Source organism: Wenxinia saemankumensis (genome assembly GCF_900141735.1).
GTDB classification, from domain to species: domain Bacteria; phylum Pseudomonadota; class Alphaproteobacteria; order Rhodobacterales; family Rhodobacteraceae; genus Wenxinia; species Wenxinia saemankumensis.
The window spans coordinates 103,863-127,300 of sequence record NZ_FQYO01000002.1; the positions used below are offsets into that span (position 1 = coordinate 103,863).

A 23,438-nucleotide genomic window follows, 5' to 3' on the forward strand; every position below is an offset into this window, starting at 1 on the left:
GGCGGCCCCGTCCGCGGGGTAACGGGGAGGGGCCGCTTCACTGGACCGGGGCGGCCCCTCTAGTCGTCAGGCCTGCAGGCTGCGGACGCCGATATCGCTCTCGGCCCTGGCCTGGATGGCCAGCGCCGCGGCATGGGCGCCGGCCGCCGTCGTGTAGTAGGGAATCTTGTCGTAGAGCGCGACGGAGCGGATCTCGCGGCTGTCCTCGACCGCTTGGGCGCCCTCGGTGGTGTTGAGCACCAGGGCGACATGGCCGTCCTTGAGCCGGTCGACGATGGTCAGGCCGCCCTCGTAGACCTTGTTCACGATCTCGCAGGGGATGTCCCGGGCGGCCAGCCACTTCGCCGTGCCGCGCGTGGCGAGCAGGGTGAAGCCCAGATCGGTGAGGATGCGCGCGGCCTCCTCCATCTGCGGGCCCTTGTCGCCGTCGCGGAGAGAGACGAAGACGCGGCCCTCCTCCGGCAGGCGGGTGCCGGCGCCGAGCTGCGCCTTGAGGAAGGCGCGGGGGAAGTTGCGGTCCCAGCCCATCACCTCGCCGGTGGAGCGCATCTCCGGGCCGAGGATGGTGTCGACGCCCGGGAAGCGGGCGAAGGGCAGGACGGATTCCTTGACCGAGAACCACGGCATCATCGGGTCGGTCAGCGTCATCGGGTCGGCATAGGGCAGCTCGCTCTCGTAGCCGACGTTCTCGTAAGGAGGCCGCACCGGAAAGCCCGAGAGCTTCTCGCCCGCCATCAGCCGCGCGGCGATCGAGGCGATGGCGCTGTCGGTGGCCTTGGCGACGAAGGGCACGGTGCGGCTGGCGCGGGGGTTCACCTCGATCAGGTAGACCTCGTCCTCGCCGGCCTCGTTCGCCTTGACCGCGAACTGGACGTTCATCAGGCCGACGACGTTCAGCGCCCGGGCCAGCGCCTCGGTCTGGCGGCGGATCTCGGCGATGGTGGCGGGGGCGAGCGAATGGGGCGGCAGGCAGCAGGCGCTGTCGCCGGAATGGACGCCGGCCTCCTCGATATGCTGCATGATGCCCGCGACATGGGTCGCCTTGCCGTCGGAGAGGCAGTCCACGTCCACCTCGGTCGCGCCGGAGAGGTAGCTGTCGAGCAGGACCGGCGACTTGCCCGACACCACCACCGCCTCGGCGATGTAGCGGTCGAGCCCCTCGCGGTCGCGCACGATCTCCATCGCGCGGCCGCCGAGGACGTAGGAGGGGCGGATCACCAGCGGGTAGCCGATCTCCTCGGCGATCTCCTTCGCCTCGGCATCGCTGTGCGCGATGCCGTTGCGCGGCTGTTTCAGGCCGAGATCGGTCACGAGGCGCTGGAACCGCTCGCGGTCCTCGGCGAGGTCGATGGCGTCGGGGGTGGTGCCCAGGATCGGGATGCCCGCCGCCTCGAGGTCGTTCGCCAGCTTCAGCGGGGTCTGGCCGCCGAACTGGACGATGACGCCGTGGAGCGTGCCCGCTTCCTGCTCGACGCGCAGGATCTCCATCACGTGCTCGAAGGTCAGCGGCTCGAAATAGAGGCGGTCCGAGGTGTCGTAATCGGTCGAGACCGTCTCGGGATTGCAGTTGACCATGATGGTCTCGTAGCCCTGCTCGGTCAGCGCGAAGCAGGCATGGCAGCAGCAATAGTCGAACTCGATCCCCTGGCCGATCCGGTTCGGGCCGCCGCCGAGGATCACCACCTTCTTGCGGTCGGAGGGCCGGGCCTCGTCCTCGACCTCGCCCATCGCGGGGCTCTCGTAGGTGGAATACATGTAGGGCGTCTGCGCCTCGAACTCGGCGGCGCAGGTGTCGATGCGCTTGAAAACCGCCGTCACGCCGAGATTGTGGCGGGCGCGGCGGACCTGCCCCTCGTCCCGCCCCGTCAGCGCGGCAAGCCGCGCATCGGTGAAGCCGAGCATCTTGAGCGCGCGCAGCCCCTCCTCGGTCGTGGGCAGGCCGTCCTTGCGGATCCGGGCCTCGGCCTCGACGATCTCGCGGATGCGGGCGAGGAACCAGGGGTCGAACTTCGTCACCGCCTGGATGTCGTCGTCGGAGAGGCCGTGCCGCATCGCCTGGGCGATGACGCGCAGCCGGTCGGGCGTGGCGTGGGACAGCGCCTTGACGATGGCGGCGCGCTCGTCGGCAGAGGGGTCGGAGCCGCCCTTGCCCTTCACCCCCGGGATCGCGATCTCGTCGAAGCCGGTGAGCCCCGTCTCGAGCGAGGCGAGCGCCTTCTGCATCGATTCGTGGAAGGTCCGGCCGATCGCCATGGCCTCGCCGACCGACTTCATCGCGGTGGTCAGCTCGGGCTTCGCGCCCGGGAACTTCTCGAAGGCGAAGCGCGGGATCTTGGTCACGACGTAGTCGATGGTCGGCTCGAAGCTGGCCGGCGTCACCTTGGTGATGTCGTTGTCCAGCTCGTCGAGCGTGTAGCCGACGGCCAGTTTCGCCGCGATCTTGGCGATCGGGAAGCCGGTCGCCTTTGAGGCCAGCGCCGAGGAGCGCGAGACGCGGGGGTTCATCTCGATCACGACCATGCGGCCGTCTTCGGGATTGATCGCCCATTGGACGTTGGACCCGCCGGTCTCGACCCCGATCTCGCGCAGGACGGCGATGCTGCCGTTGCGCATGATCTGGTATTCCTTGTCGGTCAGGGTCAGCGCGGGCGCCACGGTGATGGAATCGCCGGTATGGACGCCCATCGGGTCCACGTTCTCGATCGAGCAGACGATGATGGCGTTGTCCGCGCGGTCGCGGACCACCTCCATCTCGTATTCCTTCCAGCCGAGCAGGCTCTCGTCGACGAGGATCTGCCCGACGGGCGAGGCGTCCATGCCGGACCGGCAGTAATGCTCGTATTCCGCGCGGTTGTAGGCCACGCCCCCGCCGGTCCCGCCGAGGGTGAAGGCGGGGCGGATGATCGCGGGCAAGCCGATCTCCTCCAGCGCCTCGAGCGCGAGGCGGACCCCTTCCTTGAGGTCGCGCTTGCCGTTGGGCAGCTTGGGCGCGGTGACGATCGTGGCCTTGGGGTTCTCGATCCCGAGCCGGTCCATCGCCTCGCGGAAGAGCTTGCGGTCCTCGGCCATCTCGATGGCCTCGCGCTTGGCGCCGATCATCTCGACCCCGAACTTCTCGAGGACGCCCATCTCCTCCAGCGCGAGCGAGGTGTTGAGGCCGGTCTGCCCGCCCATCGTCGGCAGCAGCGCGTCGGGGCGCTCCTTCTCGATGATGCGGGCAACCACTTCGGGGGTGATCGGCTCGATATAGGTGGCGTCGGCCAGTCCGGGATCGGTCATGATCGTCGCGGGGTTCGAGTTGACCAGGATCACCCGGTAGCCCTCCTCCCGCAGCGCCTTGCAGGCCTGCGCGCCGGAATAGTCGAACTCGCAGGCCTGACCGATGATGATGGGGCCCGCCCCGATGATCATGATCGAGCGGATGTCGGTGCGTTTCGGCATCGGGGAACCTCGGGTCAGGGGCGAAAATCCCGCCGCTTATAGACCCGGGAAGGGGGGCTTCAACCCCCGCCGTCGGCCGGGGAGGCGTCCGGCCGGGTGAGGTAGTCCCGCACCTTCGGCACCTGGCCCTTCGACGCCTCCAGCTGGACCTGGAACACGACGTTCCGGCCCCAGAAGAACGACCCGCCCGCCGATTCGAGGTAGTAGCGCCACATCCGCACGAACCGCTCGTCGTACAGGGCGCGCGCCTCGTCCTCGCGTGCGGCGAAACGGTCGGCCCAGCGGCGCAGCGTGTGGCCGTAATGGTCGCGCAGCACCTCGATGTCGGTGATCGGGATGTCGGCCTTCTCGATCGCGGCCACCATCTCGGAGAGCGAGGGCAGGTAGCCGCCGGGGAAGATGTAGCGCCGCACCCATTCGCCCGTGGCCTGCGGCTTGCCCATCACCCCGATCGTGTGGACGAGGGCCACGCCGTCGGGTGCCAGCAGGCGGCGCACCGTGTCGAAATAGGTCCGGTATTGCGGCAGGCCGACATGCTCGAACATGCCGACCGAGACGATGCGGTCGAAGTGGCCCGTCAGCTCGCGGTAATCCATGAGGCGGATGTCGATGCGCCCCGCTAGCCCGGCCTCCCGCGCCCGCTCGGTCGCCATGCGGTGCTGCTCGGTCGAGAGGGTGATGCCCACCACGTCGCAGCCGTACTCCCGGGCCAGCGTCAGCGCCATGCCGCCCCAGCCGCAGCCGATGTCGAGGACGCGCATCCCCGGCCGCAGGCACAGCTTGCGGGCGACGTGGTGCTTCTTCGCCTCCTGCGCGGCGTCGAGGCTCATCCCCTCGTCCGGGAAATAGGCGCAGGAATACTGCCGGTCCGCGTCGAGGAAGAGATCGTAGAGCGCGGAGGACAGGTCGTAGTGATGCGCGACGTTGGACCGGGCGCTGGCGAGGCGGTTGTGGCGCCAGAACTTCTGCGCCGGCGTCAGGACGAGATCCCAGGCCCGCATCACCCGCGGCAGGTGCCCGGCGCGCTGGTTGCGCAGCGCCACGCGGAAGAAATCGGCGAGCGTGCCGCGTTCCACCGTCCAGCCCTCGTCGACATAGCCCTCCCCGAGGGCGAGCTCGGGCTGGGTGAGGATGCGGCGCAGCAGCGCGGGATCGTGGATCGCGATGGCGATGGGGGCGGGCCGCTCGGGGCCGTAGCGGTGCAGCGTTCCGTCCGGATAGCGCACCTCCATCCCCTCGAGATGGATCAGATGCGTCAGGGCACGGTGCAGGAGATCAGCCCACATGATCGTCGTCCGGGTCGTGGTCACGTCTTCGTCAGGAAGGCCACGGTAGGCGGCGCGCGCCGTCTGACCAGCCCCGGGCGTCCCGCCGCTTGACTTCCCGCCCCCTGCGCGATGTATCGGCGGCGCCTTCCGCCCCCTCGCGGAACCCCCGAAGGAGACGCCCGATGCATCGCTACCGCACCCATACCTGCGCCGGGCTCGACGCCTCGAACGTGGGCGAGAGCGTCCGCCTGTCGGGCTGGGTCCACCGCGTGCGCGACCACGGCGGCATCCTCTTCATCGACCTGCGCGACACCTACGGGATGACGCAGGTGCTGTGCGATCCTGACAGCGCCGCCTTCGCCGAGGTCGAGAAGGTGCGCGCCGAATGGTGCATCCGCATCGACGGCGAGGTGAAGGCGCGCGATCCCGAGCTGGTGAACCCCAAGATCCCCACGGGCGAGATCGAGGTCTTCGTCCGCGGCATCGAGGTGCTGGGCCAGGCGAAGGAGCTGCCGCTCCAGGTCTTCGGCGACCAGGAATACCCCGAGGAGACGCGCCTGCGGCACCGCTATCTCGACCTGCGGCGCGAGGCGATGCAGCGCAACATGACCCTGCGCTCGAACGTCGTGCGGTCGATCCGGCAGCGGATGTGGGACCAGGAGTTCCGCGAGTTCCAGACCCCGATCATCACCGCCAGTTCCCCCGAGGGCGCGCGCGACTTCCTCGTCCCGTCGCGCCTGCACCCCGGAAAGTTCTACGCGCTGCCGCAGGCGCCGCAGCAGTTCAAGCAGCTGCTGATGGTGTCGGGCTTCGACCGCTACTTCCAGATCGCGCCCTGCTTCCGCGACGAGGATCCGCGCGCCGACCGCTCGCCCACCGATTTCTACCAGCTTGACATGGAGATGTCCTTCGTCGAGCAGCAGGACGTGTTCGACACGATCCAGCCGGTGATCCAGGGCGTCTTCGAGGAGTTCGGCGGCGGCCGGAGGGTCGATGCCGACTGGCCGCAGATCAGCTACGCGGATGCCGCGCTCTGGTACGGCACCGACAAGCCGGACCTGCGGAACCCGATCAGGATGCAGGACGTGTCCGAGCATTTCCGCGGCTCGGGCTTCGCCATCTTCGCCAGGCTGCTGGAGCAGGAGGGGACGCAGATCCGCGCCATTCCCGCGCCCACGGGGGGCAGCCGCAAGTTCTGCGACCGGATGAACGCCTTCGCCCAGAAGGAAGGGCTGCCGGGGATGGGCTACATCTTCTGGCGCGAGGTCGACGGCGCGATGGAGGCCGCCGGTCCGCTGGCCAAGAACATCGGACCCGAGCGGACCGAGGCGATCCGCCAGCAGCTCGGCCTCGGCGTCGGCGACGCGGCCTTCTTCCTCGGCGGCAAGCCGTCCGCGTTCGAGCGGGTGGCGGGCAAGGCGCGCACGGTGATCGGCGACGAGCTGGGGCTGACCGAGACGGACCGCTTCGCCTTCGCCTGGATCGTCGACTTCCCGATCTACGAGAAGGATCCCGAGACCGGCGAGATCGACTTCGAGCACAACCCCTTCTCGATGCCGCAGGGCGGGATGGAGGCGCTGCAGGGCGACCCGCTGGCGGTGAAGGGCTTCCAGTACGACCTGGCCTGCAACGGCTACGAGCTGGTCTCGGGCGCGATCCGCAACCACAAGCCCGAGGTGATGCTCAAGGCGTTCGAGATCGCGGGCTACGGCGAGGAGGAGGTGAAGAAGCGCTTCGGCGGCCTCTTCACCGCGTTCCAGTACGGCGCCCCGCCGCATGGCGGCTGCGCCGCCGGGATCGACCGGATCGTCATGTTGCTGGCCGACGAGGAGAACATCCGCGAGGTCATCCTCTTCCCGATGAACCAGCGGGCCGAGGACCTGATGATGGGTGCCCCGTCCGAGCCGACCAATGCCCAGCTGCGCGAGCTCAGCCTGCGCGTCCTGCCGGCAGAGAGCTGAGCCGGGACGGCGGCCTGTCCGCCAGCCGGCCGTGATCGCGGGGACGGGGCCCGGGGGAACCGGGGCGCGGCCTCGCGGCGTTGGCCCGGTGAGCCGACCGGGAAAGGACATGTCATGCGCCGACTCATCAAGTATTTCGCGATCTTCAAGCTGATCCGCCGGTTCATGCGGCGCGCCTGACGCGCGGCCCCGCGGTCAGAGCTCGACGCGGTCGTCGAGGCGCCGGGCCACCAGGCGCGCCAGATCCCGGCGGGAGCTGTCGGAGCCGGCGGCGCCCGAAAGCCTGTCGGCCCCGCGCGCCAGCGGGCCGTCCCCCGACGCCCGTGCGAGCGATCCCAGGAACTGCGCGGCATAGGCGACGTTGCCATCCTCCTCCACCAGCAGCATTTCCGCGCGGGCGAGGTCGTCGCGCAGAGACGGTCCCTCGGCCCCGACAGCCAGGGCCGGCCCGTCGGAGGTCGCGCCGGCCCCCAGCAGCGCGACGAAGCCCGCGAAGGTCGGGCCCGGCTTCGTCAGGAACCCGTCCGCCCCTGCCTGCAGAGCAGCCGCCCGGGCGCCGGGATCGGCCGACAGGCCGAGGAGGATGCCGATCCGGGGTCGCGCAGCGTGAAGTTCGGCGATCAATTCGGCCCCCGTCCCGTCGGGCAAGCCCATGTCAACGACGACGGCGCCCGGCCGGTAGACGCAGAGATGCCGCCGCGCCGCGGCCAGGGAATCGGCCCGCCGGATCCGCGCCCCGGCCCGCTGGCAGAAGAGGCGGATGCCGTCCGCGGCGTGTCGACTGTCCTCGACGAGCAGCAGGGTGAGCCCGGCGAGCGGCCTGTCCGGTGCGGCCGGCCGCCCCCCGCCCATGTGATCGATCCCGTTCATCGCGTGCCTCCTGCGTGGTGCCTTCCCCCCCCTGGGCCGATCCTGCGCCGGGTCCGCTGAACGGGGCCTTAACGTCGCACCCGATTGATCGTCGGCGCGTCAGGCGGGATAAGCGGCCCGCCCGGACCGGAGGGACGCATGATCGGCCGCCTCAACCATATCGCCATCGCCGTGCCCGACCTCGCCGCCGCCGCTGCCCGCTATGCCGGGCCGCTCGGGGCCCGGGTCGGCGTGCCGCAGGACCTGCCGGAGCACGGCGTCACCGTGATCTTCGTCGATCTGCCGAACACCAGGGTCGAGCTGCTGCACCCCCTGGGCGCGGGCTCCCCGATCGCCGGTTTCCTGCAGAGGAACCCCAACGGCGGGATCCACCATGTCTGCTACGAGGTGGACGACATCCATGCCGCGCGCGACCGTCTCGCGGGGGAGGGGGCGCGGATCCTCGGCGACGGAACCCCCCGGATCGGGGCCCATGGCAAGCCGGTGCTGTTCCTCCACCCCGGGGATTTCGACGGCACCCTCATCGAACTGGAGCAGGCATGACCATCACCGCCGCCGCCGTCCTCTACGCCGTGTGCTGGTGGATGACCTTCCTCGTCGTGCTGCCCCTGCGGCTCGAGACGCAGGGCGACCGGGGCGAGATCGTCCCCGGCACCCACGCCTCGGCGCCCGAGAACGCGAATATCGGCCGCAAGGCGAAGGTGACGACGCTCTGGGCCACGGGGATCTGGGTCGTGCTGGCCGGGATCATCCTGTCGGGCTGGATCGGGGTGCGCGACATCGACTGGTTCGGCATCATGGACCCGCCCCGGGCGGAGCTCGCTCCGGCGGGCTAGCGGCCCGCCACCCGGTGGTAGAGATGGGTGAAGGTCGCCGCGCCCAGCACCGGCACCAGCAGGTTGACCAGCGGGATCGACAGCGGCACGCACATCAGGATGCCGGCCGCCCAGATCCGTCCCATATGCCGCCGCCGCAGGGCCGCGGCGCCGTCCCGTCCCTCGCGGCGCATCGCGGCGACCTGGAAGTATTCCCGCCCCAGCAGGAACCCGTTCAGCCCGTAGAAGATCGGCAAGGCGGCGATGGGGAAGAACAGGTACAGCGCCAGCGCCACGATGTTCGCCACGATCAGCAGGCCGAGGAAGCTGAGCGTGTCCTGCAGCCCCTGTACGAAGCCCACGCGCGGCGGGACCGGCAGATGCGGGTAATGCACGTCCTCCACCGCCTGCGCCACGTCGTCGAGGAACAGCGAGGTGATGGCCGAGGCGACGGGCACCATCAGGAACATCGACAGGACCAGCATCAGGAAGAGCGATCCCCAGGAGAGCAGGTCGCCCAGCCAGGTGACCTGCCCGACGCCCGGCAGCTCCACCCCCTCGGGGTCGAGCCAGTCGATCAGCCAGAGCAGGCCCGCATAGGCCCCGACGAGCAGCGCAACCGACAGGCCGATCCCGATCCACAGGACCCGGCGGAAGCGCGGATCCCCGATCTGGGCCAGCGCCCGCGCGAAATCGACAAGGATCACGCCAGCCACGTCACCTTGTCGGACAGGTCGGGGCGCGGCCGGTCCGGCGGGGCGGAGGATTCCGTGCCGATATGGATCACGCCCGCGACGCGCTCGCCGGGGCCGCAGCCCAGATGCTCCGCCGCGAAATCCGCGTCGTGGACCGCCCAGCCGGTCAGCCATTGAGCGCCCCAGCCCGCGGCGAGCGCGGCGTTGACGAGGCTCAGGCAGACCGCGCCCGCCGAATAGAGCTGCTCGTCCAGCGGCACGTCGGGCGACTCGACCGGGGCGGCGATCACGGCCACGGCGAGGGGCGAATCGGCGTATTGGCTCTGCACCTTCTCGACTTTGCCCTGCTCGATCCCCAGCGCCGCGCCCCGCTCGCCCGCGCCGGAGGCGAGCCGGGCCCGCGCCTCGGGGCCGAGGACGACCAGCCGCCACGGCTCCAGCTTCTTGTGGTCGGGCACGCGCAGGCCGGCGGTCAGGATAGTCTCGAGCGCCGCCCGGTCCGGAACCGGGGCCGAGAGGATCTTGGACGGGCGCGAGCGCCGGGTCAGCAGGAAGTCGAGGGCGGCATCGTTGCGGGGCATGGGGCGTCCTTCGCTCTGGTCGGCCCCGTCATAGGAGAGCGGGACGCCGCTGCCAATGTGCGCCTGCGCAGGGCGGGCCGGCTTGACCCCGGCGCGGGGCGGTCCCATCTGGCCGGGCAGAGGGGACGACCTCTCGCGACCGCATCCCGCCGGGACGACCCGGCCAAGACGCAAGCGAGGCATGCCCCATGCGTTCCTTCACCGACCGACTGCGCCACGCGCTCCTCTTCGAGGCGATCGCCCTCGTCCTCGTCGTCCCGGCCTCGTCGCTGCTGTTCCATCAGCCCGTCCATTCGATGGGCGTGATCGTCGTCGTCAGCGCCGCCGTCGCGGCCTTGTGGAACATGGTCTACAACTGGCTCTTCGACCGGGCGACGCTGCGCCTGCGCGGCCGCACGGCCAAGACGCTGCCGCTGCGCGTGCTGCACGCGGTGCTGTTCGAGGGCGGCCTGCTGGTGCTGCTCCTGCCGTTCATCGCCTGGTACCTGGGCGTGACGCTCTGGCAGGCGCTGGCGATGGATGTCGCGCTGGCGCTGTTCTACGTGGTCTACGCCTTCGTCTACAACTGGGTCTACGACCGGGTCTTCCCGGTGCCGGACGTCCCCGCGCGGGCGGGCTGAGGCCCCCGGCACCGTCCTGCGGCGGGCCCGGGGGAAGCCGGCGTCAGACGGACCCTTCCGGCCTGGCCCGCACGATGCCGTAGCCGAGGGGTCGGATCGCCGCGCGGATCTCGTCGAGGATGGCGGGATCGTCGATCGTGGCGGGGATCCTCACCTCGCCCCCCTCGGCCACCTCGATCATCGTGCGCCGCAGGATCTTGCCCGATCGGGTCTTGGGCAGCCGCTCGACCACCGCGGCGAGCCGGAAGGCCGCGACGGGGCCGATCCGGTCGCGGACCCGGGCGATCACCTCCGAGACGATCTCGGGCGCGGGGCGCGTGCAGCCCCGGTTGAGACAGAGGAACCCCATCGGCAGCTGGCCCTTCAGCTCGTCCGCGACCCCGATCACGGCACATTCGGCCACGTCGGGATGCCCGGCCAGCACCTCCTCCATCAGCCCCGTCGACAGCCGGTGGCCGGCGACGTTGATGACGTCGTCCGTGCGCGCCATGATCCAGAGGTAGCCGTCCTCGTCCTTCATCCCGGCATCCCCGCTCTCGTACCAGCCGGGAAATCGCGACAGGTAGGACGAAGCGAACCGCTCCTCGGCGTTCCACAGCGTCGGCAGCGTGCCGGGCGGCAGCGGCAGGCGGATCGCGATCGCGCCGAGCTGGCCGGGCGGCAGGGGCGCGCCGTCCTCGCCCAGGATCTGCACGTCGTAGCCGGGCATCGGCACGGAGGGAGAGCCGATCCGGACCGGCAGCGCCTCCATCCCCGCGGGATTGGCGACCATCGGCCAACCGCTCTCGGTCTGCCACCAATGGTCGTAGACCGGCTTGCCGGTGACGCGCTGGAGCCATTCGATCGTGTCGGGATCGGCCCGTTCGCCCGCAAGATAGATCGCGCGAAGCCGGGACAGGTCGTATCCGGCGAGCAGCTTTCCCTCCGGATCCTCGCGCTTCACCGCGCGGAAGGCGGTCGGCGCGGTGAAGAAGCTGCGGACCCCGTGATCCTGGATCACCCGCCAGAAGGTGCCGGCATCGGGGGTGCCGACGGGCTTGCCCTCGAAGACGACGCTGGTGTTGCCGTGGATCAGCGGCGCGTAGCAGATGTAGCTGTGGCCCACGACCCAGCCCACATCCGAGGCGGCCCAGAAGACCTCGCCCGGGTCGACGCCGTAGACCAGCTTCATGCTCAGGTTCAGCGCGACGAGATGACCGCCCGTGGGGCGCACCACGCCCTTGGGCTTGCCCGTCGTCCCCGAGGTGTAGAGGATGTAGGCCGGGTGGCTGCCTTCGACCGGAACGCAGTCCGCCGGCTCCGCCCCCTTCTGGAAGGCGTGCCAGTCGTGGTCGCGGCCCGGCTGCAGCGCCGCGAGCTGCTGCGGGCGCTGAAGGATCACGCAGAAGTCCGGCGCGTGCGCCGCCTCGTCCAGCGCGGCGTCCAGCAGCGGCTTGTAGGCGACGACGCGTGTCGGCTCGATCCCGCAGGAGCCGGCGATGACCGCCTTCGGCCGCGCGTCGTCGATGCGGACCGCCAGCTCGTGCGCGGCGAAGCCGCCGAAGACCACAGAGTGGATCGCCCCGATCCGTGCGCAGGCGAGCATCGCGACGACGGCCTCGGGCACCATCGGCATGTAGACGACGACGCGGTCGCCCTTGGTCACGCCGCGCGCCGCCAGCGCCCCGGCGAGGCGGGCCACCTGCTGCTGCAGTTCGGCATAGGTCAGGCGGGACAGGGTGCCGGTCACGGGGCTGTCGTGGATCAGCGCGTCCTGATCGCCGCGCCCGGCCGCGACATGGCGGTCGACCGCGTTCCAGCAGGTGTTCACCAGTCCGTCCGAGAACCATTCGTAGAGCGGCGCCCGCTGGTCGAAGAGCGCCTTCGAGGGAAAGCGCTCCCACGCGATCCGCCGCGCCGCCTCCATCCAGAATCCCTCGGGATCGCTCAGCGACCCGGCGTGATAGGCGGCATATGACATCGCGAACCTCCCTCTCTCCTCCACCTGCCAGCTAGAAGGAGAGCGGACGTGGCGGCAAGTCCGGTCGAGAGAACGGGGGTGCGACCGATCGCGGCGCACCCCCCGCGGCCGATGCCGTTGACCGCCGCGGTCGGGTCGTCTTGAAGGGGGAAAACGACCCGGACCGACCATGCCAGACCCGACGCCGAGAGCCCTCTGCATCAACCTCGCCCGCCGGGACGACCGCCGGACCCGGATGCTGCGCGTCGCGGCGGGGGCGGGGCTCGCCCTCGACTGGATCGACGCGCTCGACGCGACCGATCCCGCCGCCGCGCCGGCCCTCGCCGCGCTGCCCCCGGACGGGCCGACCGGGCGGCTGGGGGATGGCGCGCGGGCCTGCACGCTGTCGCATGCGCGGGCCTGGCGCGCGGCGGCCGAGAGCGGGGCGGACTGGACGATCGTGCTTGAGGACGACGTGATCCTCGCCCCCGACAGCGGGGCGGTGCTCGCCGCGCTGCTGCGCGATCCGCCGCAGGCGGTCGACATCGTGAAGCTCGAGGCCGGGGGGACGGTCCCGCTCGGGATCGTGGTCGGGGCCGAGCTGGCCCGCCCGGGCGGGCGGGCGATCCGGCGCTGCCACCAGCTCGCCACCGACTCGGCCGCCTACGCGATCTCGGCCGCCGGGGCGCGGCAGGCGCTGGCCCGCGTGTCGGCCTGCAATACCGGGGTCGATCACTTCCTGTTCTATCCCCGCCCGCGCCGCGGCGGGGCGGGGCTGCGGCAGGCCCTGATGGTGCCGCCGCTCGCGGTGCAGGACCGGGCCCTCGCATCCGACATCAAGGGGCGCCGCTATGGCGCGCGGGACCGCCTGCAGCGCCTGCGCCGCGGCCTCTACGAGGGGGCGCAGGCCGGCGGCCTCCTGCGGGCCCTCGCCTCCGGCGCGCGGGTGGTGAAGGCGCCCTACGCGGCCGATCCTCGGGCGCAAGCGCCCATCGGCCCCGATCAGCCGTAATGGGTGACGGGCGTGCCGGCGAGCGCGCTCATGTTCAGCAGGCCGCGCGCGGTGATCGAGGGCGTCACGATATGCGCCTTGTTGCCCATCCCCATCAGGATCGGCCCGACCTCCAGCCCGCCGCCCCGCGCCTTGAGGATGTTGCGCACGCCCGAGGCGGCGTCGGTATTGGCGAAGATCAGCGTGTTCGCCGCCCCCGCGAGGCGGCTGCCGGGAAAGATCCGCTCGCGCAGTTCGGCGTCGAAGGCGGCGTCCACATGCATCTCGCCCTCGTAGGTGAAGTCGCGCGGCACGCTGTCGAGGATCTCGAGCGCGCCCCGCATCCGCCGGCCGGTCGCGATGTCGAGATTGCCGAACTGCGAATGCGAGCAGAGCGCGATGTTCGGCTCCAGCCCGAAGCGGCGGACGTGCCGCGCGGCCCCGATCGTCGCCTCGGCGATCTGCTCGGGCGTCGGCTCGGGGTGGACCTGGGTGTCGGCGACGAAGATCGGTCCCGCCTCCTGGATGATCAGCGACAGCGCCCCGACCGGGTGCAGGCTGCCATGACCGAGGATGTCCGTGACGTAGCGCAGGTGCCACAGATACTGGCCGAAGGCGCCGCAGATCATCGAATCGGCCTCGTCCCGGTGGACCATGACCGCGGCGATGGCGGTCGTGTTGGTCCGCATCACGGCGCGGGCGATGTCGGGGCTGACGCCCTTGCGCGCCATGATCTGGTGGTAGGTCCCCCAGTAGTCGCGGTAGCGCGGATCGTCCTCGGGGTTCACCACCTCGAAATCCCGCACCGGCCGGATGTCGAGGCCGGCACGCTCGCAGCGCCGCTCGATCACCTCGGGGCGGCCGATCAGGATCGGGGTGTCGGTCGTCTCCTCCATGATCGCCTGCGCGGCGCGCAGCACCCGCTCGTCCTCGCCCTCGGCGAAGGCGATGCGCCGGTTCGCGCCGCGCGCCGCCTCGAAGACCGGCCGCATGATGAAGGCCGAGCGGAAGACCGAGCTGTCGAGCCGCTGCTTGTAGGCCGCGACGTCCTCGATCGGGCGCCGGGCGACGCCCGTCTCGACCGCCGCGCGGGCCACCGCGCTCGCCACCACGCCCATCAGGCGGGGGTCGAAGGGCTTGGGGATGAGGTAGTCGGCCCCGAAGGTCAGCTGCTCGCCCGCATAGGCCGCCGCCGCCTCGGCGCTGGTCGTCGCGCGGGCGAGGGCGGCGATCCCCTCGACGCAGGCGATCTTCATCTCGTCGTTGATCGTCGTCGCGCCCACGTCCAGCGCGCCGCGGAAGATGAAGGGGAAGCACAGGACGTTGTTGACCTGGTTGGGGTAGTCGCTGCGCCCCGTCGCGATGATCGCGCCCGGCGCGGCGGCCCGGGCGTCGTCGGGCATGATCTCGGGATTGGGATTGGCGAGGGCGAAGATGATCGGCCGCGGCGCCATCCGGCCCACCATGTCCGCATTCAGCACGCCGGGTCCGGACAGGCCGAGGAAGAGATCCGCCCCGTCGATCACGTCGCCAAGCGTCCGCGGCCCGCCCGGCTGGGCATAGGCCGCCTTCTGCGGCGTCATCTGCTCCTCCCGCCCCTCGTGGACGAGGCCGGCGAGGTCGCAGAGCCAGACGTTCTCGCGCCGGACCCCCAGCTTCAGCAGCATGTCGAGGCAGGCGATCCCCGCCGCGCCCCCGCCGGTGGAGACGACCTTGATGTCGGCCCAGTCCTTGCCCGCGACCCTCAGCGCATTGGTCGCGGCGGCGCCGACGACGATGGCGGTCCCGTGCTGGTCGTCGTGGAAGACGGGGATGTTCATCCGCTCGCGGCAGAGCCTCTCGACCACGAAACAGTCGGGCGCCTTGATGTCCTCGAGGTTGATCGCCCCGAAGGTCGGCTCCAGCGCGCAGACGATGTCAGCCAGCCGCTCGGGGTCCGCCTCGTCCAGCTCGATATCGAAGCAGTCGATGCCGGCGAACTTCTTGAAGAGGACCGCCTTGCCCTCCATCACCGGCTTGGAGGCGAGCGCGCCGATATTGCCGAGGCCCAGCACCGCCGTGCCGTTGCTGACGACGGCCACCAGATTGCCGCGCGCCGTGTAGTCGCGGGCCGTGTCGGGGTCGGCCCTGATCTCGAGACAGGCCTCGGCCACGCCGGGCGAATAGGCCCGCGACAGGTCGCGGCCATTGGCCAGCGGCTTGGTCGGAACGACCTCCAGCTTCCCGGGCCTGGGCAGCCGGTGATAGTCGAGCGCCGCCTGCCGCGCCGCCTCGCGCCCGGTCTCCGCGCCCGGCTTCTCGCTCTCGGCCATGCCGTCCTCCCCGTTTCGGTCGGAGGCTTATCGCGTGGCGGGGGCGGCGAGAGCAAGGCCGGCGGCCGGACCCCGTGGCCGCCGGCCGGCTCAGGGGAGGGACGGTCCGTGGAGGCGGGGCGGCGGGGCGTCCACGCCCCAGCCGCCCGTCGGCGTGCCGAAGAAGCCGGCGAGGGCGCTCGTCGCGATGAGCAGGAGCGCGATGGTCAGGATCGGGCGCATGGGCGTCTCCATGGTGGCGATGCGCCCAGTCTCGCGCGTATCGCCGGGCCCGTCATACCCCGAACGGGGGAACGGGCCCGGGCGATGCGGCGGGGCCGGCAGGCGAGACGGCCCCGCCGGCCCTCTCCCCCCGGGCCCCTCCCTTCGGTCCCCGTTCAGGTCCCCCGGCCGGTCTTGCCCTGCAGCGCGTCGATCCGGGTCGATGCCTCGGCCTTGGTCAGGTCCGGATCGAACGCCTCTCCCGCCTCCTGGCAGAGCGTCTTGAGATAGGAGGCCTGCGCCCCGGTCATCGGCTCGTCGCCGGTCGTCCAGTCCTCGACCGGCTTGTCGGCATTGCCTGGGGCGTCGGTCTTGGGATGTTCGGTGATCTTGTCGGCCATGATTGCTCTCCTGCGAAAGGCTCGTTCGCAGAATGTTCCGCGCGCCGTCCCGGTTCCCGCCCCTGCCGGGCCCGTGATCGCGCCATCCTTCGCGCCTCGCGGACCTGCCCGGCATCCGACCCGGGATCCGGTCGCAGCCATCACGATGCGCGAGGACCCGGCCTCCGTCGGCGGGGCGCCCGGGTTGCGGCCGGACCTGGTTCCCACCGCCGATGGTCGGGCGCTGCCGATCCGTTCCGGTCCCGACCGGCGGGTCCCGGCTGGGCCCGGGCGCCCGGGGCATGGCCCCGCAATCGGACGGGCGCCTGCCCCGCCGCGTCCGAGGCGGTGCCGGCGATACGCTGCCCGCCGGCCGAGACGCCCCCGCCGGTCCGGCATCCCGTGGGGCGGGCCGGTCGCCGCGGTATTTCGGAACCCTGCGAAGGGGAAAGCGCGGCGCCCCCGCCCGGCCGGCGGCCTCGCGGCGGGGCGATTAACCCGCCGTTAAGGTTAATGCGCGAGAACGGGCCTCGCGGTACAGGCTGCGGAGCCGATGACCGCACCCTGCGAAGCCCCGGCCGGTCGTGCAGCGCTTCCGGGCGGCGCCGCCCGCGACAGAACACTCGGCCGGCCGGGGTGGAGCGCCGCGCTCCCTCCTTCGCAGGGTCTTCAAATACCGCGGCCGCCGGTTGACGCCCGCGCCCCGCCGGCTCATGGGACGGGCCTGTCAGCCGCGAGGATCCCATGACCAGCTGGACCGCCACCACCACCCTGACCGGCCTCGCCGCGGCAGAGGCGCTCGTCGCGGCGATCGAGGAGCGGCTCGCCCCGTTCGGCGTCGGCTATTTCGAGATCGAGGACGGCTCCGGCCTGTTCGAGGTCGGCGTCCACGACGAGGAGCGGCCCGACGCGCTCGCGCTCGACCTGCTGGCCGCGTCCCACGGGGCAAAGCCCTTCGTCGTCTCCGAAGTGCCGGAGACCGACTGGGTCGCCCATGTCCGGCGCGAGCTGGCCCCGGTCGAGGCGGGGCGGTTCTTCGTCTACGGCGCGCATGACGCGCAGAAGGTGCCGGAGGGGCGGATCGCCCTGCTGATCGAGGCGTCGATGGCCTTCGGCACCGGCCATCACGGCACGACGCTGGGCTGCCTGCGCGCGCTCGACCGCCTGGCGGAGGGCGGGGCGGCGCCCGGGCGGATCGCGGATGTCGGCGCCGGGACCGCGGTTCTGGCCATGGCCGCCGCGCGGGCCTTCGCGCCCGAACGGGCGGTGCTCGCCGGGGATATCGACGAGGTCGCCGTCGAGGTGGGGCGCACCAACGTCGCCGCCAACGGTCTGGAGGGCCGGGTCCATTGCGAGGAAGCGGCTGGCTTCGACGGGCCGCGCCTCGGCGCGGAAGGCCCCTACGATCTCGTGCTCGCCAACATCCTCAAGGGTCCGCTGATCGACCTCGCCCCCGCGATGGGGGCGAACACCGCTCCGGGCGGCCACGTGATTCTCTCCGGCCTGCTCAACGAGCAGGCGGGCGAGATCGTGGCGCACTATCTCCGGAACGGGTTCGATCACCTCTCGAGCGAGGAGATTGGTGAGTGGACGACCCTGGTTCTGCGTCGAATTGCGGTCTGATTGCGCGATTTCTGCGCCGGAACGGCGGCATGCCCAAGTTCTGCCATAATCTCCGCGGAAAACGGCCGATGTGAGGTGGGGGCCTCGCGATACGGAGCTGCCATGAGCCCGTCCATCACGTTCGATGCCCGGCTGAAGCGTATCGGCCGCAAGCACGACCGCATCCGTCGCAACGGCTATGTCGGCCGGCTCGACAAGAACGGCCTGCTGACCATGCAGCCGCGCCGCAAGGGACCGGCATTGCCCGCCCGCGGCTTCGCCATCGTCCTGCTCACCGCGCTGGCCTTCAAGGCCGTGCTGCTGGCGGTGCTCGGTCCCGCGCAATACGACGAGCGTCTCGCCACGCTGGCGTCCGGATCGCCGGTCGAGCGGGCCGGTGCCTTCGTGATGCTGCCCGACCCGGCGACCCGTCTCGTGGCCGATCTGGTCGCCCCGCTGCTCTGACCTAGCTCTCTCTCATCGTTTCACTCCGGCGCTCTCTCACCCGCCCAGACGCGATCGGCCGCCCCGGGATCCCGGGGCGGCCGATCGTCGTTCTGGCGGGTCGATGCGCCCGGATGCCGCGCGTCGACGCGGCGGCGGGGCGGGATCGGGCTAACCCGGGATCAGAAGCGGCGGCCGCCCCGGCGGACCACGGCCTCGATGTCGCCGCGGCTGAGGCCGAGATCGTCGAGCTGCGAATCGGTCAGGCCGTGCAGCGCGCGGCTGGTGCGGCGCGCCTCGGTCCAGGCAGTGACGGTCTCGAGCACGTCGTAGGCGCGGCGCACGAGACGCCCGTAGAAGATGGCGGAATCGAGGGAGCGGGCGGTATCGATATGGGACATGGCGGTCATCCGTGGTCTGCCCGCAAATCGGGCGTCAATGGGTCATGGGCGCCGCTTAACCGGGCGGATCGAGGACGAGAAGAATGTTCTGGGCATGGGTGTCATGCCGGGCGGGCATAACTCCCTCCGCGGGACGGAACCCGGGGGCCGGAGCTGCGGGCTTGGCCCCTGTTCGCGCTTTGTGCTAGCCTTGCCCCAAGAGCGGCCGCGACGCCGCCGGCGAGGAAAGGGCAGGCGATGCGCGTCATCGGGATCGACCCGGGGCTTCGATGCCTCGGCTGGGGGGTGATCGACGTGGAGGGGTCGCGGATCGTCCATGTCGCCAACGGAACCTGCACCTCGGAGGGAAGCGCGCCGCTGGCCGAGCGGCTGCTCTCGCTCTACCGCCAGCTGACGCAGGTCGTCGCGGCCCACGCGCCCGATGCCGCCGCGGTCGAGCAGACCTTCGTCAACAAGGACGCGGTCGGCACGCTCAAGCTCGGGCAGGCGCGGGGGATCGCGATGCTGGTCCCGGCCGAGGCGGGCCTGCCGATCGGGGAATACCTGCCGAACGCGGTCAAGAAGGCGGTGGTCGGGGTCGGCCATGCCGACAAGCGGCAGATCCAGCACATGGTGAAACTGCAGATGCCGGGCGTGCAGCTTGCCGGGCCGGACGCGGCCGACGCGCTGGCCATCGCGCTGTGCCACGCCCATCACCTGCAATCGGCCAACCGCCTGACCGACGCGCTGGCCCGGGCGGGCGGGCGATGATCGGGCGGCTCTCCGGCCGGCTGGACTGGCGCGCCGCCGACCATGTCGGCATCGACGTGCGCGGCGTGTCCTACGTCGTCTTCGTCTCGGAGCGGACCCTCGCGTCCCTTCCGGGCGAGGGCGAGGCGGTGAGCCTCTGGACCGAGCTGATGGTGCGCGAGGACCTGCTGCAGCTCTTCGGCTTCGTCACCCTGGTCGAGAAGGAATGGCACCGGCTGCTGCTGGGCGTGCAGGGGATCGGGGCCAAGGCCTCGCTCGCCATCCTGGGGGCGCTGGGTCCCGAGGGCGTGGGGCGCGCGATCGCGATCGGCGACTGGTCCGCCATCGCCAAGGCGAAGGGGGTCGGGCCGAAGACGGCGCAGCGCGTCGTGAACGAGCTGAAGGACAAGGCGCCGGCCGTCATGGCGATGGGCGCCCGCGCCCCCGCATCGGCCGGGCCGCCGGTCGAGGAGGAGGGCGCGCCCGCCCGCCGCCCCGCGGCGCCTGTCCCGGCCCGCGGCGCCGGGGGCAGCGGCGCGGCGCAGGCCGAGGCGCTGTCGGCGCTGGGCAATCTCGGCTACGCCCCGGGAGAGGCGGCCGGCGCGGTGGCGCAGGCGGCCGGAGAGTCGCCGGAGGCGGACACGCCCGCCCTGATCCGCGCCGCGCTCAAGCTGCTGGCGCCGAAAGGGTAGGACATGTCGACGGATCCCAATCCCGACCTGCGCGGCGAGGCGCGGCCCGAGGACGGCGACCGCGCGCTGCGCCCCCAGGTGCTGGGCGAGTTCATCGGCCAGGCGGAGGCGCGGGCGAACCTCTCGGTCTTCATCGAGAGCGCGCGCCGCCGGGGCGAGGCGATGGACCATACGCTGTTCTTCGGGCCCCCCGGTCTCGGCAAGACGACGCTGGCGCAGATCGTCGCGCGCGAGCTGGGCGTGAACTTCCGGATGACGTCCGGTCCGGTCCTGGCCAAAGCGGGCGATCTCGCCGCGATCCTCACCAACCTCGAGCGCAACGACGTCCTCTTCATCGACGAGATCCACCGGCTGAACCCGGCGGTGGAGGAGGTGCTGTACCCGGCGCTCGAGGATTTCGAGCTGGACCTCGTCATCGGCGAGGGGCCGGCGGCGCGCACCGTGCGGATCGAGCTGCAGCCCTTCACGCTGGTGGGGGCGACGACGCGGCTGGGCCTGCTGACCACGCCGCTGCGCGACCGCTTCGGCATCCCGACGCGGCTGCAGTTCTATACCGTGGACGAGCTGCACGAGATCGTCACGCGGGCGGCGAAGCTGCTGGGCGCGCCCGCCTCGCCGGACGGGGCGCGCGAGATCGCCGCGCGGGCGCGGGGCACGCCGCGGATCGCGGGGCGGCTGCTGCGCCGGGTGGTGGACTTCGCCATCGTCGAGGGTGACGGGACGGTCACGCAGGCCATCGCCGACCGGGCGCTGACGCGGCTGGGGGTGGATGCGATCGGCCTCGACGGCGCGGACCGGCGCTACCTGGCGCTGATCGCCGAGAATTACGGCGGTGGCCCGGTCGGGATCGAGACGCTGTCGGCCGCGCTCTCCGAGGCGCGGGACGCGCTGGAGGAGGTGATCGAGCCCTACCTGCTGCAGCAGGGACTGATCCAGCGCACGCCGCGCGGCCGGATGCTGACGCAGGGCGCGTGGCGGCATCTGGGGCTGGAGGCACCGCGGCCGCCGGGGCAGGGTGCGCTGTTCGACTGAGCGCGGGCGAGCGCACCGGGGGAAGGGGGCTCCGCCCCCGCTCGCTGCGCGAGCCCCCCGGAGTATTTCGGGCAAGATAAGGGGCGGGAGGCGCGCGGATGCGGGGCGGTTCGCATCGCGGGCGCGCCGTGATAGGCGGGCGGCATGGACCACGACACGATCGCCGCGATGTTCACCGCGCCGGACGGCGCCTTCCGTTTCGCCCGCTGGCGGCGGCCGCTCGCCCCCGTCGTCTTCGGCGTGGACGAGGCCACGCTTGCCGCCTTTCACGGCGCGTTCCGGGCGCTCTGCACCCTTGCGGGGCGCGACATGGCCGAGACCGATCCCGAGCTCGGCTCGAACGTGATGGTCTTCTGCTGCCGCGACTGGGCGGAGCTCGACGCGGTGCCCGATCTCGACCGGCTGGTCGGCACGCCGGAACTCGGCGCGCGGCTGGAGGCGGCGGGGGCGGACCGGTTCCGCGCCTTCCGCTTCGAGGCGGACGGGGCGATCCGGGCCTGCTTCGTCTTCCTGCGGATCGACGAGGCGGCGGGGATGGAAGCGGCGACGCTGGCGCTGGGCGAGACGGCGCAGATCATGCTCGCCTTCGCCGAGGGCGCCTTCGCGGGGGCCTCGCCGCTGGCGCTGCTGCCGGACGGGCGCGCGGTGCTGCGCCCCGAGATCGGCGCGCTGATCGCGGCGGCCTACGATCCCGTCCTTCCCGATGCCTCGGAGGCGACGGAGACGGCGTTGCGGCTGGCGGCCCGGATCGCGGCCGGGCCGGGGGGCGCAGGCGGGTGACGGGCCCCGCGCCGCATCGCTTCGAGACGCGGGTCTGGTACGAGGACACGGATCTCGGCGGGATCGTCTACCACGCCAATTACCTCAAGTTCATCGAGCGCGCCCGCTCCACCTGGGTGCGCGAGCTCGGCATCGACCAGAACGCGCTGCGGGCGTCGGGCCGGGCCTTCGCGGTGGCGGAGCTCGCGGCCCGCTTCCTCGCCCCCGCGCGGCTGGACGACGTGCTCGTCGTCACCACGCGGGCGATCGAGGTTCGTCCGGCGCGGATGGTCCTCGACCAGCGCATCGCGCGGGGGGAGGTGCCGCTCTTCTCGGCGGAGGTCACGCTGGTCTGCCTTGGCCCCGGCGGCCGGCCCGTGCGGCTGCCGGGGACGCTGCGCGCGCTCGGCCCTGTCGCGGGCGGGGGAGGCCCGCCCGCGACAGGGGCGGCGCAAACGCGCTCGTGATCGCGCACCGCATTGGATTTCGCGCCGTCGATGCGGTATGAGCGCACGGAACGGGCCCGTCAGAGGCCCAGCGGTACGGCGGGCAGAGATGGAAACGGCAGCAGACTACACGATGTGGGCGCTCTTCGCCCGCGCGACGATCATCGTGAAGATCGTCATGCTTCTCCTCATCGCGGCCAGCATCTGGTGCTGGGCGGTGATCGTGGACAAGTGGATCCAGTATCGCAGGGCGCGGGCCGAGGCGGCGCGGTTCGACCGGGCCTTCTGGTCGGGCGAGCCGCTGGACGAGCTCTTCGAGGAGATCGGGACCACGCCCACCGGGTCGAGCGAGAAGATCTTCGCCGCCGGGATGATGGAATGGCGCCGCTCGCACCGGCAGGATGGCGGGCTGATCGCCGGGGCGCAGGCGCGGATCGACCGGAGCATGGACGTCGCCATCGCCAAGGAGACCGAGCGGCTGCAGAAGGGCCTGCCGGTCCTCGCCACCGTGGGCTCGACCGCGCCGTTCGTCGGCCTCTTCGGCACGGTCTGGGGCATCATGAACGCCTTCATCGAGATCGCCGAGGCGCAGAACACCAACCTCGCCGTCGTCGCGCCCGGCATCGCCGAGGCGCTGCTCGCCACCGGCCTGGGCCTGATCGCGGCCATCCCGGCGGTCATCTTCTACAACAAGCTCTCGGCCGACGCGGATCGGATCGCCTCCGGCTACGAGGCCTTCGCCGACGAGTTCTCGACCATCCTTTCCCGCCAGCTGGACAGCTGAGCCATGGGCGCGGGGGTCATGAAATCGGGCGATGGGGGGGGCGGCAACCGCCGCCGGCGCCGGGCGCGCCGCACCCAGCCCATGGCGGAGATCAACGTCACGCCCTTCGTCGACGTGATGCTGGTGCTGCTCATCATCTTCATGGTGGCGGCGCCGCTGCTGACGGTGGGCGTGCCGGTCGACCTGCCGCAGACCGAGGCGAACGCCCTGCCGATGGACCAGGAGGAGCCGCTGACCGTGACCGTCACGAATGACGGCGGCATCCAGATCCAGACCACCGAGGTCAGCGAGGACGAGCTGGTCGAGCGTCTGACGGCGATCGCGGCCGAGCGGACCAGCGACCGCGTCTTCCTGCGGGCCGACGGGGCAAATTCCTGGGACACCGTGGCGCGGGTGATGGGGCTGCTCAACGGCGGCGGCTTCTCGAATATCGGGCTGGTGACGGACCTCGCGACGACCCCGCGGGCGGAGTAGG

At 71.5% G+C, this 23,438-nt stretch carries 24 protein-coding genes; 14 read left to right on the plus strand and 10 right to left on the minus strand.

The features are described 5' to 3' along the window. Positions 1–66: 66 nt before the first annotated feature. Both carB and BUE30_RS04295 read right to left on the minus strand, forming a co-directional pair. Entirely contained in the window at positions 67–3,441 is a 3,375-nt protein-coding gene (carB, locus tag BUE30_RS04290) for a carbamoyl-phosphate synthase large subunit (RefSeq protein WP_073326639.1), read from the minus strand. A gap of 59 nt (positions 3,442–3,500) precedes the next feature. Beyond that, positions 3,501–4,727 carry an SAM-dependent methyltransferase gene (locus BUE30_RS04295; RefSeq protein ID WP_073326640.1) on the minus strand — a complete coding sequence of 409 codons (1,227 nt, stop codon included), beginning with the start codon at positions 4,725–4,727 and terminating at the stop codon, positions 3,501–3,503. Positions 4,728–4,891: 164 nt separating this feature from the next. Between BUE30_RS04295 and aspS the strand changes: the two genes are divergently transcribed. Next, the gene (gene aspS / locus BUE30_RS04300; protein WP_073326641.1) at positions 4,892–6,670 is read left to right on the plus strand and encodes an aspartate--tRNA ligase; all 1,779 of its coding nucleotides are present in this window, start codon (positions 4,892–4,894) and stop codon (positions 6,668–6,670) included. Between the two features lie 195 nt (positions 6,671–6,865). Here the strand turns inward: aspS and BUE30_RS04305 are convergent, their stop codons facing one another. Continuing rightward, on the minus strand, positions 6,866–7,540 hold the full coding sequence (locus BUE30_RS04305; protein WP_073326642.1) for a response regulator: 675 nt from the start codon (positions 7,538–7,540) through the stop codon (positions 6,866–6,868). Between the two features lie 138 nt (positions 7,541–7,678). Between BUE30_RS04305 and mce the strand changes: the two genes are divergently transcribed. Together mce and BUE30_RS04315 are read left to right on the plus strand one after the other, a co-directional pair. After that, the gene (gene mce, locus BUE30_RS04310; protein WP_073326643.1) at positions 7,679–8,083 is read left to right on the plus strand and encodes a methylmalonyl-CoA epimerase; all 405 of its coding nucleotides are present in this window, start codon (positions 7,679–7,681) and stop codon (positions 8,081–8,083) included. Beyond that, positions 8,080–8,376, plus strand: coding sequence for a DUF1467 family protein (locus BUE30_RS04315; protein WP_073326644.1), 297 nt, complete (start codon positions 8,080–8,082; stop codon positions 8,374–8,376). Before mce ends, BUE30_RS04315 begins: the two co-directional genes overlap by 4 nt. Here the strand turns inward: BUE30_RS04315 and BUE30_RS04320 are convergent. Both BUE30_RS04320 and BUE30_RS04325 read right to left on the minus strand, forming a co-directional pair. Continuing rightward, positions 8,373–9,062: an EI24 domain-containing protein gene (locus BUE30_RS04320; RefSeq protein WP_073327634.1), complete on the minus strand. Its 690-nt coding sequence runs from the start codon at positions 9,060–9,062 to the stop codon at positions 8,373–8,375. The genes BUE30_RS04315 and BUE30_RS04320 overlap by 4 nt on opposite strands. Then, positions 9,059–9,631 carry a nitroreductase family protein gene (locus BUE30_RS04325; protein WP_073326645.1) on the minus strand — a complete coding sequence of 191 codons (573 nt, stop codon included), beginning with the start codon at positions 9,629–9,631 and terminating at the stop codon, positions 9,059–9,061. The genes BUE30_RS04320 and BUE30_RS04325 overlap by 4 nt, the downstream gene beginning before the upstream one ends. 188 nt (positions 9,632–9,819) lie before the next feature. Between BUE30_RS04325 and BUE30_RS04330 the strand changes: the two genes are divergently transcribed. Continuing rightward, on the plus strand, positions 9,820–10,251 hold the full coding sequence (locus tag BUE30_RS04330) for a PACE efflux transporter (protein ID WP_073326646.1): 432 nt from the start codon (positions 9,820–9,822) through the stop codon (positions 10,249–10,251). A 43-nt stretch (positions 10,252–10,294) separates the two neighbouring features. Here the strand turns inward: BUE30_RS04330 and BUE30_RS04335 are convergent, their stop codons facing one another. Beyond that, positions 10,295–12,211: an AMP-binding protein gene (locus BUE30_RS04335; protein ID WP_073326647.1), complete on the minus strand. Its 1,917-nt coding sequence runs from the start codon at positions 12,209–12,211 to the stop codon at positions 10,295–10,297. Positions 12,212–12,380: 169 nt separating this feature from the next. Between BUE30_RS04335 and BUE30_RS04340 the strand changes: the two genes are divergently transcribed. Further along, positions 12,381–13,202, plus strand: coding sequence for a glycosyltransferase family 25 protein (locus BUE30_RS04340; RefSeq protein WP_073326648.1), 822 nt, complete (start codon positions 12,381–12,383; stop codon positions 13,200–13,202). Here BUE30_RS04340 and BUE30_RS04345 read toward each other — a convergent pair. The 3 genes from BUE30_RS04345 to BUE30_RS04350 all read right to left on the minus strand — a co-directional run bounded on the left by BUE30_RS04345 (position 13,193) and on the right by BUE30_RS04350 (position 16,095). Continuing rightward, a complete protein-coding gene (locus tag BUE30_RS04345; protein WP_073326649.1) occupies positions 13,193–15,493 on the minus strand; it encodes an NADP-dependent malic enzyme in 2,301 nt (766 codons plus the stop codon). The genes BUE30_RS04340 and BUE30_RS04345 overlap by 10 nt on opposite strands. Positions 15,494–15,583: 90 nt before the next feature. Then, positions 15,584–15,715 (minus strand): hypothetical protein, encoded by a 132-nt coding sequence (locus tag BUE30_RS18155; RefSeq protein ID WP_280157190.1) that lies wholly within the window; start codon positions 15,713–15,715, stop codon positions 15,584–15,586. A gap of 155 nt (positions 15,716–15,870) precedes the next feature. Then, positions 15,871–16,095 (minus strand): DUF3072 domain-containing protein, encoded by a 225-nt coding sequence (locus BUE30_RS04350; RefSeq protein ID WP_073326650.1) that lies wholly within the window; start codon positions 16,093–16,095, stop codon positions 15,871–15,873. Positions 16,096–16,818: 723 nt separating this feature from the next. Between BUE30_RS04350 and BUE30_RS04355 the strand changes: the two genes are divergently transcribed. Further along, positions 16,819–17,697 carry a 50S ribosomal protein L11 methyltransferase gene (locus tag BUE30_RS04355; protein WP_073326651.1) on the plus strand — a complete coding sequence of 293 codons (879 nt, stop codon included), beginning with the start codon at positions 16,819–16,821 and terminating at the stop codon, positions 17,695–17,697. 102 nt (positions 17,698–17,799) lie between these two features. Further along, entirely contained in the window at positions 17,800–18,141 is a 342-nt protein-coding gene (locus tag BUE30_RS04360; RefSeq protein WP_073326652.1) for a hypothetical protein, read from the plus strand. A 161-nt stretch (positions 18,142–18,302) separates the two neighbouring features. On the opposite strand, the gene BUE30_RS04365 is transcribed toward BUE30_RS04360, so the two are convergent. Further along, positions 18,303–18,521: a DUF1127 domain-containing protein gene (locus tag BUE30_RS04365; protein WP_073327637.1), complete on the minus strand. Its 219-nt coding sequence runs from the start codon at positions 18,519–18,521 to the stop codon at positions 18,303–18,305. 237 nt (positions 18,522–18,758) lie between these two features. On the opposite strand from BUE30_RS04365, the gene ruvC reads away from it, so the two are divergent. From ruvC to tolR, 7 genes are all read left to right on the plus strand, one after another. Beyond that, on the plus strand, positions 18,759–19,271 hold the full coding sequence (gene ruvC / locus BUE30_RS04370) for a crossover junction endodeoxyribonuclease RuvC (protein ID WP_073326653.1): 513 nt from the start codon (positions 18,759–18,761) through the stop codon (positions 19,269–19,271). Beyond that, positions 19,268–19,942, plus strand: coding sequence for a Holliday junction branch migration protein RuvA (gene ruvA / locus BUE30_RS04375; protein ID WP_073326654.1), 675 nt, complete (start codon positions 19,268–19,270; stop codon positions 19,940–19,942). The genes ruvC and ruvA overlap by 4 nt, the downstream gene beginning before the upstream one ends. Before the next feature lie 3 nt (positions 19,943–19,945). Then, entirely contained in the window at positions 19,946–20,974 is a 1,029-nt protein-coding gene (ruvB, locus tag BUE30_RS04380) for a Holliday junction branch migration DNA helicase RuvB (RefSeq protein ID WP_073326655.1), read from the plus strand. Positions 20,975–21,118: 144 nt separating this feature from the next. Beyond that, positions 21,119–21,754 (plus strand): hypothetical protein, encoded by a 636-nt coding sequence (locus BUE30_RS04385; RefSeq protein ID WP_073326656.1) that lies wholly within the window; start codon positions 21,119–21,121, stop codon positions 21,752–21,754. Further along, positions 21,751–22,200 (plus strand): tol-pal system-associated acyl-CoA thioesterase, encoded by a 450-nt coding sequence (gene ybgC, locus BUE30_RS04390; protein WP_073326657.1) that lies wholly within the window; start codon positions 21,751–21,753, stop codon positions 22,198–22,200. Before BUE30_RS04385 ends, ybgC begins: the two co-directional genes overlap by 4 nt. An 88-nt stretch (positions 22,201–22,288) precedes the next feature. Beyond that, positions 22,289–22,963, plus strand: coding sequence for a protein TolQ (gene tolQ / locus BUE30_RS04395; protein ID WP_170865610.1), 675 nt, complete (start codon positions 22,289–22,291; stop codon positions 22,961–22,963). A 3-nt stretch (positions 22,964–22,966) separates the two neighbouring features. Then, on the plus strand, positions 22,967–23,437 hold the full coding sequence (gene tolR / locus BUE30_RS04400) for a protein TolR (protein WP_073326659.1): 471 nt from the start codon (positions 22,967–22,969) through the stop codon (positions 23,435–23,437). Position 23,438: the final 1 nt, after the last annotated feature.

What these genes read in the sequence shown, in the direction of transcription:
- carB (WP_073326639.1), bottom strand. Translation starts at nt 3,441, where the DNA reads ATGCCGAAACGCACCGACATCCGCTCGATCATGATCATCGGGGCGGGC.
- BUE30_RS04295 (WP_073326640.1), bottom strand. Translation starts at nt 4,727, where the DNA reads ATGTGGGCTGATCTCCTGCACCGTGCCCTGACGCATCTGATCCATCTC.
- aspS (WP_073326641.1), top strand. Translation starts at nt 4,892, where the DNA reads ATGCATCGCTACCGCACCCATACCTGCGCCGGGCTCGACGCCTCGAAC.
- BUE30_RS04305 (WP_073326642.1), bottom strand. Translation starts at nt 7,540, where the DNA reads ATGAACGGGATCGATCACATGGGCGGGGGGCGGCCGGCCGCACCGGAC.
- mce (WP_073326643.1), top strand. Translation starts at nt 7,679, where the DNA reads ATGATCGGCCGCCTCAACCATATCGCCATCGCCGTGCCCGACCTCGCC.
- BUE30_RS04315 (WP_073326644.1), top strand. Translation starts at nt 8,080, where the DNA reads ATGACCATCACCGCCGCCGCCGTCCTCTACGCCGTGTGCTGGTGGATG.
- BUE30_RS04325 (WP_073326645.1), bottom strand. Translation starts at nt 9,631, where the DNA reads ATGCCCCGCAACGATGCCGCCCTCGACTTCCTGCTGACCCGGCGCTCG.
- BUE30_RS04330 (WP_073326646.1), top strand. Translation starts at nt 9,820, where the DNA reads ATGCGTTCCTTCACCGACCGACTGCGCCACGCGCTCCTCTTCGAGGCG.
- BUE30_RS04335 (WP_073326647.1), bottom strand. Translation starts at nt 12,211, where the DNA reads ATGTCATATGCCGCCTATCACGCCGGGTCGCTGAGCGATCCCGAGGGA.
- BUE30_RS04340 (WP_073326648.1), top strand. Translation starts at nt 12,381, where the DNA reads ATGCCAGACCCGACGCCGAGAGCCCTCTGCATCAACCTCGCCCGCCGG.
- BUE30_RS04345 (WP_073326649.1), bottom strand. Translation starts at nt 15,493, where the DNA reads ATGGCCGAGAGCGAGAAGCCGGGCGCGGAGACCGGGCGCGAGGCGGCG.
- BUE30_RS18155 (WP_280157190.1), bottom strand. Translation starts at nt 15,715, where the DNA reads ATGCGCCCGATCCTGACCATCGCGCTCCTGCTCATCGCGACGAGCGCC.
- BUE30_RS04350 (WP_073326650.1), bottom strand. Translation starts at nt 16,095, where the DNA reads ATGGCCGACAAGATCACCGAACATCCCAAGACCGACGCCCCAGGCAAT.
- BUE30_RS04355 (WP_073326651.1), top strand. Translation starts at nt 16,819, where the DNA reads ATGACCAGCTGGACCGCCACCACCACCCTGACCGGCCTCGCCGCGGCA.
- BUE30_RS04360 (WP_073326652.1), top strand. Translation starts at nt 17,800, where the DNA reads ATGAGCCCGTCCATCACGTTCGATGCCCGGCTGAAGCGTATCGGCCGC.
- BUE30_RS04365 (WP_073327637.1), bottom strand. Translation starts at nt 18,521, where the DNA reads ATGTCCCATATCGATACCGCCCGCTCCCTCGATTCCGCCATCTTCTAC.
- ruvC (WP_073326653.1), top strand. Translation starts at nt 18,759, where the DNA reads ATGCGCGTCATCGGGATCGACCCGGGGCTTCGATGCCTCGGCTGGGGG.
- ruvA (WP_073326654.1), top strand. Translation starts at nt 19,268, where the DNA reads ATGATCGGGCGGCTCTCCGGCCGGCTGGACTGGCGCGCCGCCGACCAT.
- ruvB (WP_073326655.1), top strand. Translation starts at nt 19,946, where the DNA reads ATGTCGACGGATCCCAATCCCGACCTGCGCGGCGAGGCGCGGCCCGAG.
- BUE30_RS04385 (WP_073326656.1), top strand. Translation starts at nt 21,119, where the DNA reads ATGGACCACGACACGATCGCCGCGATGTTCACCGCGCCGGACGGCGCC.
- tolQ (WP_170865610.1), top strand. Translation starts at nt 22,289, where the DNA reads ATGGAAACGGCAGCAGACTACACGATGTGGGCGCTCTTCGCCCGCGCG.
- tolR (WP_073326659.1), top strand. Translation starts at nt 22,967, where the DNA reads ATGGGCGCGGGGGTCATGAAATCGGGCGATGGGGGGGGCGGCAACCGC.